Raw genomic sequence first — 13,485 nt, forward strand, 5'->3', positions numbered from 1 at the left:
CCGAAGACCTGGCCGCTGTCCGGGTACGCCGCGCGTCCACGTGCCGCTACCATGGATGGGCTGTGACCTGGACCACCGAAGAATCACCGACCGCGCTGCGGGTGCTCGCTGTCGATGACGAGAAGCCCGCGCTCGACGAGCTCGTGTACCTGCTGAGCGCGCAGGCCGGGGTCGGGGAGATCCATCGGGCGAGCGAGTCGACCAGTGCGCTGCGGTTGTTGCGGGCCCATCCGATCGACGCGGTGTTCCTCGACATCGATATGCCGGGGCTCACGGGGATGGAGCTGGCGGGGATCCTGTCGGAGTTCGCGGAGCCGCCCGCGGTGGTGTTCGTGACCGCGCACGACGATCACGCGGTGGCGGCGTTCGACCTCGGGGCCGTCGACTATCTGCTGAAGCCGTTGCGCGCGGCGCGACTGGCGGAGGCGGTGCGGCGGATTCTCGCCGCCAGGGTGTCGGCGCCCGCGGCGACACCGCCGGAACCGGCGCATCCGAGCGAGGTGATCCCGGTGGAGCTCGGCGGGGTCACGACCCTGGTGAACCGGGCCGATGTCGCCTGGGTCGAGGCCGACGGCGATTACGCGCGGTTGCACACCGGCACCGGATCGCACCTGGTGCGGATTCCGCTCTCGGCGCTCGAGGCACGATGGGCGGACGCCGGGTTCCTGCGCGTGCACCGCTCGTACCTGGTGGCGTTACGCCTGGTCACCGGGCTGCGCAGCGTGGGCACCGGCACGGTGGTGTGTCTGCGGGCCGAGGGCGCGGCCGGGGCGGTGGAACTGCCGGTGAGCCGACGGCAGGTACGCGAACTCAAGCAGCGGCTGGTGCACGGCCCGCGACAGAACTGGTCGCAGCGATGACCGGACCGCAGCGCCCGCCCCGCGAGCGCGTGGTGCTGGCGCAGCGGCGGGGCGCGCGGCAGGTCCGCACGCGCACCGAAGTGGTCGAGCAGACCGATCTCGGCGCCGCCCTCATCAGCGGTCTGATCCGCGCGCAACTCGGCCTGGCACTGCGCCTCGGCCTGGTCGTCGTCGCCGGGTTCGGCACGCTGCCGGTGCTGTTCGGCATCGATGCCGTGGCCGAGACGACCGTCCTCGGCATCCGGCTGCCCTGGCTGATTCTCGGTTTCCTCGCGTTCCCCACGCTCTACGCGGTGGGACGGCTGTACGTGCGCCTTGCCCAGCGCAACGAAGACGACTTCCTCGAACTGGCCGGGGACTGACCATGACCGCCCGCGACCTCACCGCCGTGCCTGCGCCGCGGACCACCACCGGCGCGACGATTCCGCGCGAGGCCGACGGCCCGACCCCGCCCCGAGTGACCTCGGCGCCGCCCGGATGCCCCCGATGAGCGTCGGCAATCCCGCCCTCACCGTGACCGCCCTCGTGTTGGCGGCTCTCGCCACGATCGGCATCGGCTTCTACGGAGTTCGCCTCTCGCGCACCACCTCCGACTTCCTGGTCGCCTCCCGCACGGTCGGCTCCCGGTGGAACGCGGCGGCGATCTCGGGCGAATACCTGTCCGCCGCGTCGTTTCTCGGCGTCGCCGGGCTCATCGCCAAGTACGGGACCGACGCGCTGTGGTATCCGGTGGGCTTCACCGCGGGCTACCTCGGGCTGCTGATGTTCGTCGCCGCTCCCCTGCGCCGCTCCGGCGCGTACACGGTCCCCGACTTCGCGGAGTTCCGGCTGGGCTCGATCCGGTTGCGGCGCATGGCCGCCGGGCTGGTCGTCGTCGTCTGCGCGGTGTATCTGATCCCGCAGTTCCAGGGCGCCGGGCTCACGCTGCACATCCTGCTCGGCGCGCCGTCCTGGGTGGGCGCCGTCGCGGTCGGGATGATCGTGCTGGCGAATGTGATCGGCGGCGGCATGCGATCGGTGACATTGGTGCAGGCCTTCCAGTACTGGCTGAAACTGACCGCGGTGGCGGTGCCCGCGCTGGTGCTGGGCCTGCACTTCCTCGCCGACGAACGCCCGGTCGGCACGGCGGCGCCGTCGACGGTGGCCGAGCGCACCACCGTCGACATCTCGACCGATGTGGTGGTGCACCTGGATGTCTCCCAGCAGGTCACCGTGTTCGGCACCCTCGACGGACGCAGCGAGGACGGGCCGGTCCTGCTCACCCCCGGCGACCACACCCTGGCCGCGAACACCGAACTGATCCTCGACGCGGGATCGGCGGTACCGGTGGTCGCCGGCGCACCCGCCGACGGCGCGGGCTGGGTGGCACCCGGCGGCGGCTTGGGCGGCGAACACCCCCAGTACCAGGTGTTCTCGCTGATCGTGGCGACCTTCCTCGGCACCATGGGGCTACCGCACGTGCTGGTCCGGTTCTACACCAACCGCGACGGACCGTCGGCCCGCCGGACCGCGCTGACCGTGATCGGGCTGGTCGGCCTGTTCTACCTGTTCCCGATCCTGCTCGGCGTCTTCGCCCGGCTGTACGTGCCGCAGCTGCTGATCACCGGCGCCTCCGACGCGGCCGTCGTCCTGCTGCCCGGTGCGGTGCTCGGTGGCCTCGGCGGACAGCTGCTCGCCGCCCTCGCCGCGGCGGGAGCCATCGCGGCGTTCCTGTCGACGTCCTCGGGATTGCTGGTCAGCCTCGCCGGGGTGCTCAGCACCGACGTGCTGCGGGGCCGGATCCGGGACTTCCGCGCCGCCGCGCTGGTCGCCGGGCTCGTCCCGCTGACCCTGGCGCTGACGGTCGCGTCCCTTGATCTCTCACGCACGGTCGCGCTCGCCTTCTCGGTGGCCGCCTCGACCCTGTGTCCGCTGCTGGTGCTGGGCATCTGGTGGCGCGGGCTCACCGCAGCGGGTGCGGCGAGCGGACTCCTGACCGGTGGCATCACCGCCGGTGGCGCGACGGTGCTCGCGGTCCTCGGCGGGGTCTCGCCCGAACTGGCGGGCGGCTGGGCCTCGGCGATCGTGGACTACCCGGGCGCGGTGAGTGTGCCGCTGGCGTTCGCGGTGACGATCCTGGTGAGCCTGCTGACCAGGAAGCAGGACAAGCGCGCGATCGCCGGGATCTTCCTGCGGATGCACGCACCGGAACGGCTCGGGCTGAGCGCCGACCGCGACCCCGAATCGGCCGCCCACCGGTGATCTCGCGCTGACCGTTCGTCGCGCCACAGCGACCGTTCACCGCACATGTGACGGCTTTCACCGAGTGACCCAGGCCACACCATCCTGCGGGTCCGCTCGCCGTCTTACCGTCATCCCACGCACGACCCCCTCACGCTAGGACCTCGAGCATGACCGAAACCGATACCGAAGAAGCGCCCGACCGGCGCGCGCCGAGTGCCGAGGAATGGCTCGCCGTGCAGGCGAGCCCGCAGTTCCAGGATCTGCGCAATCGCCTGCGCCGCTTCGTCTTCCCGATGACCGCGCTGTTCCTGCTGTGGTACCTCAGCTACGTGGTGCTCGGCGCGTACGCGCACGACTTCATGGCCACGAAGGTCTTCGGCAACATCAACGTGGGTCTGCTGCTCGGCCTCGGGCAGTTCGTCTCCACATTCCTCATCACCGGGCTCTACGTCCGCTTCGCCAATCGTGAGCTGGATCCGCGCGCCGCGGCCATTCGCGAGTCTCTCGAGGAAGGCCGCGCGTGAACATCCTTGCCGCGGACACGACGGTGGGTAACCCCGTCGCCAATATCGCCATCTTCGCGCTGTTCGTCGCGGTCACCATGGTCGTGGTGATCCGGGCCAGCCGCAACAACGCCAGTGCCGCCGACTATTTCACCGGCGGTCGTGGCTTCTCCGGTCCGCAGAACGGCATCGCCATCGCCGGTGACTACCTGTCGGCGGCCAGCTTCCTCGGCATCGCGGGCGCGATCGCCGTCTACGGCTACGACGGGTTCCTGTACTCGATCGGCTTCCTCGTCGCCTGGCTGGTCGCGCTGCTCCTGGTGGCCGAAATGCTGCGCAACACCGGCAAATTCACCATGGCCGACGTGCTCAGCTTCCGATTGAAGGAAGGCCCGGTGCGCACCGCGGCCGCGCTGACCACGCTGACCGTGTCGCTGTTCTACCTGCTGGCGCAGATGGCGGGCGCCGGCGGTCTGGTCGCGCTGCTGCTCGACATCTCCAGTCGCGCGGGCCAATCGGTCGTGATCGCGATCGTCGGCGTGCTGATGATCGTCTACGTGCTGGTCGGCGGCATGAAGGGCACCACCTGGGTGCAGATCATCAAGGCGGTGCTGCTGATCGCGGGCGCCGCGCTGATGACGGTGATGGTGCTGGCGAAGTTCGGCTTCAACTTCTCCGACATCCTCGGTGCCGCCCAGGAATCGGTGAGCGAGTCGACCAACAAGGCCGTCGCCGCCCGCGATGTGCTCGCGCCCGGCGCGCAGTACGGCGGCAGCGACACCTCGAAGCTGAACTTCCTGTCGCTGGGCCTGGCGCTGGTACTGGGCACCGCGGGTCTGCCGCACGTGCTGATGCGCTTCTACACGGTCCCGACCGCGAAAGAGGCTCGGCGCTCGGTGGTCTGGGCGATCAGCCTGATCGGCGCGTTCTACCTGTTCACCCTGGTGCTCGGGTACGGCGCGGCGGCCATCGTCGGCCCGGACAAGATCCTGGCCGCGGCCGGTGGCCAGAACTCGGCGGCCCCGCTGCTGGCGTTCGAACTCGGCGGCGTGATCCTGCTCGGCGTGATCTCCGCGGTCGCGTTCGCGACGATCCTGGCGGTCGTCGCCGGGTTGACGATCACCGCGTCGGCCTCGTTCGCCCACGACATCTACGCCAGCGTGATCAAGAAGGGCAAGGTCGACGAGCGCAAGCAGGTGCGGGTCTCGCGGATCACCGCCGTGGTGATCGGTGTGCTCGCGATCGGGCTCGGCATCCTCGCCAACGGCCAGAACATCGCGTTCCTGGTGGCGCTGGCGTTCGCGGTGGCGGCGGCGGCGAACCTGCCGACGATCCTGTACTCGCTGTTCTGGAAGCGCTTCAACACCACCGGCGCGCTGTGGTCGATGTACGGCGGCCTGATCTCGACGATCGTGCTCATCGTGTTCTCCCCGGCGGTGTCGGGCACCAAGACCTCGATGATCACCGGGACCGATTTCCACTGGTTCCCGCTGTCCAACCCCGGCATCGTGTCCATCCCGCTGGCCTTCGCGCTCGGCGTGATCGGCACCTTCGTCGGTGGCCGTGGCGAGCAGGTCGACACCGCCAAGGCCGCGGAGATGGAAGTGCGCGCCCTGACCGGCGTCGGTGCGGAGAAGGCGATCTCGCACTGACGTTGCCCTGCCCGTGCCGGTGGTTCCCCACCACCGGCACGGGTTTCACCCCTGTTGTTCGAAGGAGATCTCTTGTGACCGGTGCAGTCACCGACCCCACCCGGCCCGACCACGCGACCAGCTACCCGCCCACCGCGGAGTTCGTCGCGCAGGCGAATGCCGATGCCTCGCTGGCCGAGCGGGCCGGCACCGATCGTGACGGTTTCTGGGCCGAGCAGGCCAACCGGCTGCACTGGCACACGCCGTTCANGGCGGTCGTCGCCCAGCCACGGCGGTTCGACTTGTGCCGATGCACCGCGGCGAGCGCGTCGCGGGCCTTGTCGGCGGCCTCACGCACGCCGGGCAGGTCGACCAGGGGCTGCAGCGGATCAGTCACGGCATACGAGGCTACCGGCCGACCACCGCGCCGCCGACGACCACGTGCAGTCCGCGCACCCCGGGCCAGGTGCGGTCCGGCCACAGTTCCTCGGCCAACCGCTTGGCAGCCGGGGTCAGCGCCCGGCGCCTGCGCGATTCCAGCTCGGCCTGCCGTTCGGCCTGAATGCGATCCATCGGCGTCTCCTACCCCTGCGCTCCACACCGCACCACCTCGGACCCCGCTCACGGTACGCCGGTGAACTGCGCGGACGCGGCGTTTCGCCCGGCTGGAGCCGGACCGGGAACGCCCGCCGAACCTCACCCCGTGAGCAGCTCCCGTCCCGGAATCGCCTCCAGCAGCGCCCGCGTGTAGTCCTGCGCGGGCGCCGCGAACACCTCGTCGGTGGTCGCGGTCTCGACGACCTTGCCCGCCCGCATGACGAGCACGTTGTCGGCGATCTGCCGGACCACCGCCAGGTCGTGGGTGATGAACAGATACGTCAGGCCCAGCTCGGCCTGCAGATCGTTGAGCAGGGTGAGGATCTGTGCCTGCACCAGGACATCGAGCGCCGAGACCGCCTCGTCGCAGACCACCAGCTCGGGCGAGAGCGCCAGCGCCCGCGCGATCGCGACCCGCTGACGCTGCCCGCCCGAGAGCTCGTTCGGATAGCGGCGCAGCACCGACGACGGCAGCGACACCTTGTCGAGCAGATCGCGCACCGCCTTCTCCCGTTCGGCCGGGGTACCGATCTTGTGCACCCGCAGCGGTTCCTCGATGGTGCGGAAGATCGAGTACATCGGGTCGAGCGAGCCGTAGGGGTTCTGGAAGATCGGCTGCACGCGGCGGCGGAAGGCGAACGCGCCCTTGGTGTCCAGCGCGGCCACGTCCTTGCCGTCGAAGACCACGCTGCCCGCGGTCGGTTCGAGCAGGCCGAGCACCAGCTGGGCGATGGTCGACTTGCCGGAGCCGGACTCGCCGACGATCGCGGTGGTCGTCCCCCGGTCGACGGAGAAGCTCACGTCGTCGACGGCCACGAAGTCCGTGGACTGCCACGGCCGCTTGCCGCGAATCTTGAACGCCTTGGTCAGGTTCCGCACCTCGAGCACGGTGTCGCCGACGTTGTCGCCCGCCTCGGCCACCTCCACGGCCTGCGCGCGCACGGCGGCCCGCTGCCGCGAGGACGACATCCGCTGCGCCGCCAGCGACGGCGCCGAACTGACCAGCTTCTTGGTGTAGGCGTGCTGTGGATCGCGCAGGATCTGCAGCGCCGGTCCGGATTCCACGACCCGGCCGCGATACATCACCACCAGGTGTTCGGCCCGTTCGGCGGCCAGGCCGAGGTCGTGGGTGATCAGCAGCACCGCGGTCCCCAGCTCGGTGGTGAGCTGTTCGAGATGGCCGAGGATCTGCCGCTGCACGGTGACGTCCAGCGCCGAGGTCGGCTCGTCGGCGATGAGCAGCTTCGGCCGGCAGGACAGCCCGATCGCGATGAGCGCGCGCTGGCGCATACCGCCGGAGAACTCGTGCGGATACTGGTTCACCCGCCGCTCGGCATCCGACATGCCCGCCTCGGCGAGCAGCTCGACCGCGCGTCGGCGGGCCGCGTCGCCGGTGGCGATGCCGTTGGCCGCCAGGGTCTCCCGGATCTGGAAGCCGATCTTCCACACCGGGTTCAGGTTCGACATCGGGTCCTGCGGGACCAGGCCGATGCCGTTGCCGCGGATCGCGACGATCTCCTTCTCCGACGCCGTGGTCAGGTCGGTGCCGTCGAACAGGATCTGCCCGCCGGTGACCTTGCCGGTGCCGGGCAGCAGGTCGATGATCGCGTGCGCGGTCGTCGACTTGCCCGACCCCGACTCACCGACGATGGCGACGGTCTGACCGGGGAAGACGGTGAGATTCACCCCGCGCACGGCGGGCACCGGCGTCCCGTCGGTGGTGAAACACACGTCGAGGTCGCGGATCTCGAGCAGCGGGGTGGCGTCACTCATCGGGTGCGCTCCTTCGGATCGAGCGCGTCGCGCACCGCGTCGCCGAGCAGGATGAAGCTCAGCACCGTGATGGCCAGCGCGGCCGCCGGGTAGAACAGGATCGGCGAGGTACGGATCTCGTACTTCGCGCGGGCGATGTCGGCGCCCCAGGCCACGATGTCGGGCGGCAGGCCGACGCCGAGGAACGACAGGGTCGCCTCGGTGACGATGAAGACGCCGAGCCACAGCGTGGCGACCACGATCAGCGGACCGGCCGCGTTGGGCAGCACATGCCGCACCAGCGTCCCCAGCCGCGACACTCCCAGCGCCTTGGCCGCGGTGACGTATTCGCTGTTCTTGGCCTCGATCACCGCGCCGCGAGCGATGCGCGCCGCCTGCGGCCAGGTGAAGGCGACGAGGATCAGGATCACCGTCAGCACCGTCGTCGGCCGCAGCAGCTGCAACAGCACGATCGCCGCCAGCACCATCGGGATGGCGTAGAAGATCTCGGCGATCCGCGAGACCACGGTGTCGAGGAAGCCACCGTAGAACCCCGACAGCGCGCCGAGGACCCCGCCGACCAGCAGGAACAGCATGGCCGCTCCGACACCGACGCTGACCGAGGCCCGCGCGCCGTAGATGGTGCGCGCGTAGACATCGCAGCCCTGCTTGTCGAAACCGAACGGGTGGCCGGGGCGGGGGCCGTCCATGCCGAACTCGCCCAGGCACAGCTTCGGATCCTGGCTGGTGAACAGCGACGGCCACACCACGACCAGCAGCACCAGCACGATCAGCACGACCGCGACCAGGAACACCGGATTGCGGCGCAACCGCCGCCACGCGTCGCCCCAGATGCTGGTCGGCGTGCCCGCCTCGACCACCCGGTCGGTGGCCAGCACCTCCACCTCGTCGGCGGGGGCCACGAAATGCTGTTGGCTCTCATGCATAACGGATCCTCGGGTCGAGCGCGGCGTAGAGCAGGTCGATGATCAGGTTGGTCACCAGGAACACCACGACGAGCACCGTCACGAACGACACCACCGTGGGCGGCTCGCCGCGGGTGATCGCCTGGTAGATGGTGCCGCCGACGCCGGGAATGTTGAAGATGCCCTCGGTGACGATGGCGCCCGCCATCAGCGCACCGAAATCGGCGCCGAGAAAGGTCACCACCGGGATCATCGAATTCCGCAGGATGTGCACGGTCACCACGCGCCTGCGGCCGAGCCCCTTCGCCGTCGCGGTGCGCACGTAGTCGGCGGATTTGTTCTCCGCCACCGAGTTACGCGTCAGCCGCAGCACGTAGGCGAACGACAGCGACCCGAGCACGAACGCCGGAACGAGCAATTCCCCCAGGCTCGCGTTCCCGGTGACGGTGACCGGCGCGATCCCCCATTTGACGCCGAGGAAGAACTGCGCCAGATAACCGACGACGAACACCGGCAGGGCGATGATCACCAGGCTGGCGATCAGCATCGCCGAATCGAAGAGCTTGCCCTTGCGCAGGCCCGCGATCAGGCCGAACACGATGCCGAAGAAGCCCTCGATGAGCACCGCGAGAAACGCGAGCCGGATCGTGATCGGGAAGGCGCGCTCGAGTTCCTCGCGCACCGGCCTCCCCGAGAACGAGGTGCCGAAATCGAGGGTCAGAATCCCCTTCAGATAGTGCAGATACTGCACGATGAACGGCTGATCGAGGTGATACCGGGCGCGCAATGCCGCCTCGGCCGCCGGGGTCAGCGGTTTCTCCCCGGCCAGCGCCTTGATCGGGTCGCCGGGGATCAGGAACACCATCGCGTAGATCAGCAGCGTCGCGCCGAGGAAGACCGGGATCATCTGGAGCAGGCGCCGAACTATGTACCAAGCCATCATTCCTCCGAAAACGACTGGGGCCGAGCCACGGAAGTGGCCCGGCCCAGTACCGAGTGGTTACTTCTCGATGTTCTCGAAGTCGAACAGACCGTTCCAGGCCAGTTCGGCCTTGGTGACCCGGTCGGATCGGCCCGCGGCGGCGACATAGTCGAACACCGGGATGTCGGCCATGTCCTTGATCATGATCGTCTGCGCCTGGGCGATCAGCTTGTAGGACTCCTGCTGGGTCGGCGCGGCCATGGCGGCGTCGAAGAGGCGGTCGACCTCCGGGTTGTTGTAGTCGACGTTATTGGTGTCGGAGTAGCTGTAGTACTGCGAGGACAGGAACTGCATCATCGTCGGGTAGTCGCCCTGCCAGCCGTAGCGGAAGGCAGTGCCGATGGTCTTGGCGTTCACCGCGTCACGCACGTTCTTGAACGTGGGCACCGGGTTGGCGACCGCGTCGATCCCGAGGGTGTTCTTCACGCTGTTGGCCACGGCCTCGATCCAGGCCTGGTGGCCGCCGTCGGAGTTGTAGGTGATCGTGTACTTGCCCGACCACGGCGAGATCGCGTCGGCCTGCGCCCACAGCTTCTTGGCCTGATCGGGGTTGTAGTCGAACACCTCCGAGCCGGGCAGGTTGCCGTCGAAGCCGGGCAGCGTCGAGGCGGTGAAATCGCGGGCGGGAATGCGCAATCCGTTGAAGATCTTGTCGATGATCTGCGGGCGGTTGATCGCCATCGAGATCGCCTTGCGGCGCAGCACGCCTTCCTCACCACCGAAATGCGGCACGGTGGTCTGGATGCCGATGTGCTGGTTCTGCGCGGTCGGCTTGGTGATCGCGCGGTCGCCGAGATCGCTCTTGTACGAGGTCAGCGCACTGTCGGGAATGGTGTCGAGAGTGTCGAGATTGCCCGCCTGCAGATCGGCGTAGGCGGTGTCGAAGGACTGGTACATGACGAACCGCAGGCCCTTGTTCTTGGCCGGGCGGCCGCCGGGGTAATCCGGGTTGGGCTTCAGGTCGATCTTGACGTTGTGTTCCCAGGAGCCGAAGGCGTAGGGGCCGTTGCCGATCGGGTTCTCGCCGAAGGCCTTCATGTCCTTGAAGGCGGCATCGGGCAGCGGATAGAACGGGGCGTAGCCGAGAGCGCTCTCGAAATCGATCGAGGGGGATTTCAGCTCCACGGTGAAGGTGCGGTCGTCGACCACCTTCAGACCCGACATCGTCTGCGCCTTGGGCTGTTCGGCATTCACCTCGTCGAATCCGACAATGGGGGTGAACACGTAACTCTGCAGCTGAGCGTTGGAGGCGAGCGCGCCGTAGTTCCACGCGTCCACGAAGGACTTGGCGGTCACCGTCGTGCCATCGGTGAACTTCCAGTTCGGCTTGATGGTGATCCGGTACGACTTGCGATCGGCGGTCTCGATCTTCTCCGCCATCTCGTCGTGCGCCTCACCGGTGGCGTCGTAGTACTTCAGCCCGGCGAACAAACGGTCGACGACGCGACCACCCATGTTCTCGTTGGTGTTGGTCGGCACCAACGGATTCTGCGGTTCCCCCGCGTTGGTGGTGACAATGCTCGCGTCAGCACTGTCGTCGGACGAGCACGCGGTCAGGCCGAGGCTTGTGGCCGCCAGGCCCGCTGCGATCAGCGCGGTCGCTCTGATGAATCTCAACGCTCTCTCCCGGTTCGATTCCCGTGGCATAACGCTCGGAGGTTAGCCACTTCGGCCCGGTTTTTCAGTGAACCGAGCCTTTTTCGCTTCACATGTATCAGTACGGTTACTCGACGGAAACGCAGGAAAAAATGCCGAACCCCTCATGTTCGGCAGAAAAATATGAACAATTCTCGGAACCATCAGCTGAACGGTTGATTTAAAACGATAGCCCGCGACCGGCCGGTCTGTCCGCGAAGTCATCGGATGAACCGGCGCCGATTGACCGTGCCGAAACCTTGCCGACACAACGCCGACGAGAGCGCGACCGGGTTGACTACGCTCGAGGGAGCAGGGGTGAGCCCCGCCCGACCGACCCGACCGCACCAGGCATGTGAGGCTGATTCGACATGACCGAAACCGCTGCAGGACACCAGGACTCGTATCCGCCGAGCGCGGAGTTCGCCGCCTCCGCCAACGCGGGCGCCGACCTCTACGAGCGCGGCGAGACCGACCGTGACGGCTTCTGGGCCGAGCAGGCCAACCGGCTGCACTGGCACACGCCGTTCACCCAGGTGCTCGACTGGAGCGACGCCCCGGTCGCGCGCTGGTTCGCCGACGGCGAGCTCAACGTCGCCTACAACTGCGTCGACCGCCACGTCATCGACGGACACGGCGACCAGGTCGCCATCCACTGGGAAGGCGAACCGGGCGACTCCCGCGACATCACCTACCGCGAACTGCTCGAGGAAGTCTCCCGCGCCGCCAATTACCTCACCGAACTCGGCCTCGAGGCGGGCGATCGCGTCGCGATCTACATGCCGATGGTGCCCGAGGCGATCGTGTCGATGCTGGCCTGCGCGCGGCTGGGTCTCACCCACTCGGTGGTGTTNCGAGGTCTCCCGCGCGGCCAACGCGTTCACCGCGCTCGGGCTGGTCGCCGGTGATCGCGTCGCGATCTACATGCCGATGGTGCCCGAGGCGATCGTGTCGATGCTGGCCTGCGCCCGGCTGGGTCTCACCCACTCGGTGGTGTTCGCCGGCTTCTCGCCGACGGCGCTGCGCCAGCGCGTCGACGACGCGCAGGCGCGCCTGATCGTGACGACCGACGGGCAGTGGCGCCGTGGCAAGCCCGCGCCGCTGAAGTCGGCGGTGGACGAGGCGCTCGGCGACGACCCGACCTCGGTCGAGCGTGTGCTGGTGGTGCGCCGCACCGGCCTNTCGATGCTGGCCTGCGCGCGGCTGGGTCTCACCCACTCGGTGGTGTTCGCCGGCTTCTCGCCGACGGCGCTGCGCCAGCGCGTCGACGACGCCGAGGCCCGGCTGATCATCACCACCGACGGTCAGTGGCGACGCGGCAAGCCCGCACCACTCAAGGGGGCCGTCGACGAGGCGCTCGCCGCCAAGGGCGATGTGCCGTCCTCGGTCGAGCACGTGCTCGTCGTGCGGCGGGTCGGTACCGAGGTGCCGTGGACCGATGAACGCGACCTGTGGTGGCACGAAACCGTCGGGACCGCTTCGCCTTCCCACGAAGCCCAGCCCTTCCCCGCCGAACACCCCCTGTTCATCCTCTNGCAGGCGCGCCTGATCGTGACGACCGACGGGCAGTGGCGCCGTGGCAAGCCCGCGCCGCTGAAGTCGGCGGTGGACGAGGCGCTCGGCGACGACCCGACCTCGGTCGAGCGTGTGCTGGTGGTGCGCCGCACCGGCCTGGACGTGCCCTGGACGCCGGTCCGCGACCTGTGGTGGGACGAAACCGTCTCGCTCGCTTCGCCGTCGCACGAAGCCCAGCCCTTCCCCGCCGAACACCCCCTGTTCATCCTCTACACCTCCGGCACCACCGGAAAACCCAAAGGCATCCTGCACACCACCGGCGGCTACCTCACCCAAGCCGCCTACACCCACNTACACCTCCGGCACCACCGGAAAACCCAAGGGCATCCTGCACACCACCGGCGGCTACCTCACCCAAGCCGCCTACACCCACCACAACGTCTTCGACCACAAACCCGGCACCGACATCTATTGGTGCACCGCCGACATCGGCTGGGTCACCGGCCACAGCTACATCGTCTACGGACCCCTCGCCAACCGCGCCACCCAAGTCGTCTACGAAGGCACCCCCAACTCCCCCAACGAACACCGCCACTTCGAGATCATCGAAAAATACGGCGTCACCATCTACTACACCGCCCCCACCCTGATCCGCACCTTCATGAAATGGGGACGCGAGATCCCCGACGCCCACAACCTCACCACCCTGCGCCTGCTCGGCTCCGTCGGCGAACCCATCAACCCCGAAGCCTGGCGCTGGTACCGAGACGTCCTCGGCGCCAACAAGACCCCGATCGTCGACACCTGGTGGCAAACCGAAACCGGCGCCATCATGATCTCGCCACTGCCCGGCGTCACCGC

The 13,485-nt window shown here is 68.5% G+C and carries 10 protein-coding genes and 4 pseudogenes; 8 read left to right on the plus strand and 6 right to left on the minus strand.

Translation table 11 applies throughout. The annotated features are described in order from the left end of the window. Positions 1-62 precede the first annotated feature (62 nt). The 6 genes and pseudogenes from V8688_RS21520 to V8688_RS21545 all read left to right on the plus strand — a co-directional run. On the plus strand, positions 63-860 hold the full coding sequence (locus tag V8688_RS21520) for a LytTR family DNA-binding domain-containing protein (RefSeq protein ID WP_218720651.1): 798 nt from the start codon (positions 63-65) through the stop codon (positions 858-860). Beyond that, positions 857-1,222 carry a hypothetical protein gene (locus V8688_RS21525; RefSeq protein WP_218720650.1) on the plus strand — a complete coding sequence of 122 codons (366 nt, stop codon included), beginning with the start codon at positions 857-859 and terminating at the stop codon, positions 1,220-1,222. Before V8688_RS21520 ends, V8688_RS21525 begins: the two co-directional genes overlap by 4 nt. Before the next feature lie 124 nt (positions 1,223-1,346). Beyond that, the gene (locus tag V8688_RS21530; protein ID WP_342801566.1) at positions 1,347-3,101 is read left to right on the plus strand and encodes a cation acetate symporter; all 1,755 of its coding nucleotides are present in this window, start codon (positions 1,347-1,349) and stop codon (positions 3,099-3,101) included. A gap of 149 nt (positions 3,102-3,250) precedes the next feature. Then, on the plus strand, positions 3,251-3,607 hold the full coding sequence (locus tag V8688_RS21535) for a DUF485 domain-containing protein (RefSeq protein WP_218720648.1): 357 nt from the start codon (positions 3,251-3,253) through the stop codon (positions 3,605-3,607). Then, positions 3,604-5,238 carry a cation acetate symporter gene (locus tag V8688_RS21540; RefSeq protein ID WP_218720647.1) on the plus strand — a complete coding sequence of 545 codons (1,635 nt, stop codon included), beginning with the start codon at positions 3,604-3,606 and terminating at the stop codon, positions 5,236-5,238. The genes V8688_RS21535 and V8688_RS21540 overlap by 4 nt, the downstream gene beginning before the upstream one ends. 74 nt (positions 5,239-5,312) lie before the next feature. Further along, positions 5,313-5,498: pseudogene (locus tag V8688_RS21545) on the plus strand (acetyl-coenzyme A synthetase N-terminal domain-containing protein); the annotation flags it as partial. On the opposite strand, the pseudogene V8688_RS21550 reads toward V8688_RS21545, so the two are convergent. The 6 genes and pseudogenes from V8688_RS21550 to V8688_RS21575 all read right to left on the minus strand — a co-directional run. Continuing rightward, positions 5,489-5,614: pseudogene (locus V8688_RS21550) on the minus strand (oxidoreductase); the annotation flags it as partial. The pseudogenes V8688_RS21545 and V8688_RS21550 sit on opposite strands and share 10 nt — an antisense overlap. A gap of 11 nt (positions 5,615-5,625) precedes the next feature. After that, positions 5,626-5,790, minus strand: a complete 165-nt coding sequence (locus V8688_RS21555; RefSeq protein ID WP_218720677.1) for a hypothetical protein — start codon at positions 5,788-5,790, stop codon at positions 5,626-5,628. Positions 5,791-5,913: 123 nt separating this feature from the next. Next, entirely contained in the window at positions 5,914-7,587 is a 1,674-nt protein-coding gene (locus V8688_RS21560) for an ABC transporter ATP-binding protein (protein WP_218720676.1), read from the minus strand. Next, positions 7,584-8,513: an ABC transporter permease gene (locus tag V8688_RS21565; RefSeq protein ID WP_218720675.1), complete on the minus strand. Its 930-nt coding sequence runs from the start codon at positions 8,511-8,513 to the stop codon at positions 7,584-7,586. The genes V8688_RS21560 and V8688_RS21565 overlap by 4 nt, the downstream gene beginning before the upstream one ends. Continuing rightward, positions 8,506-9,432, minus strand: coding sequence for an ABC transporter permease (locus tag V8688_RS21570; protein WP_218720674.1), 927 nt, complete (start codon positions 9,430-9,432; stop codon positions 8,506-8,508). The genes V8688_RS21565 and V8688_RS21570 overlap by 8 nt, the downstream gene beginning before the upstream one ends. A 60-nt stretch (positions 9,433-9,492) precedes the next feature. Further along, the gene (locus V8688_RS21575) at positions 9,493-11,121 is read right to left on the minus strand and encodes an ABC transporter substrate-binding protein (RefSeq protein ID WP_218720673.1); all 1,629 of its coding nucleotides are present in this window, start codon (positions 11,119-11,121) and stop codon (positions 9,493-9,495) included. Between the two features lie 359 nt (positions 11,122-11,480). Between V8688_RS21575 and V8688_RS21580 the strand changes: the two are divergent. Next, a pseudogene (locus tag V8688_RS21580) lies at positions 11,481-12,192 on the plus strand (AMP-binding protein); the annotation flags it as partial. Next, positions 12,169-13,485 (plus strand): annotated as a pseudogene (locus V8688_RS21585) (AMP-binding protein); the annotation flags it as partial. The pseudogenes V8688_RS21580 and V8688_RS21585, both read left to right, overlap by 24 nt.

The organism is Nocardia sp. No.11, assembly GCF_038752175.1.
Taxonomy (GTDB): Bacteria; Actinomycetota; Actinomycetes; order Mycobacteriales; family Mycobacteriaceae; genus Nocardia; species Nocardia canadensis.

Bases quoted from the DNA above. Each gene is read 5' to 3' on its own strand.
- V8688_RS21535 (WP_218720648.1), top strand. From the start codon at position 3,251: ATGACCGAAACCGATACCGAAGAAGCGCCCGACCGGCGCGCGCCGAGT.
- V8688_RS21530 (WP_342801566.1), top strand. From the start codon at position 1,347: ATGAGCGTCGGCAATCCCGCCCTCACCGTGACCGCCCTCGTGTTGGCG.
- V8688_RS21570 (WP_218720674.1), bottom strand. From the start codon at position 9,432: ATGGCTTGGTACATAGTTCGGCGCCTGCTCCAGATGATCCCGGTCTTC.
- V8688_RS21555 (WP_218720677.1), bottom strand. From the start codon at position 5,790: ATGGATCGCATTCAGGCCGAACGGCAGGCCGAGCTGGAATCGCGCAGG.
- V8688_RS21575 (WP_218720673.1), bottom strand. From the start codon at position 11,121: ATGCCACGGGAATCGAACCGGGAGAGAGCGTTGAGATTCATCAGAGCG.
- V8688_RS21565 (WP_218720675.1), bottom strand. From the start codon at position 8,513: ATGCATGAGAGCCAACAGCATTTCGTGGCCCCCGCCGACGAGGTGGAG.
- V8688_RS21560 (WP_218720676.1), bottom strand. From the start codon at position 7,587: ATGAGTGACGCCACCCCGCTGCTCGAGATCCGCGACCTCGACGTGTGT.
- V8688_RS21525 (WP_218720650.1), top strand. From the start codon at position 857: ATGACCGGACCGCAGCGCCCGCCCCGCGAGCGCGTGGTGCTGGCGCAG.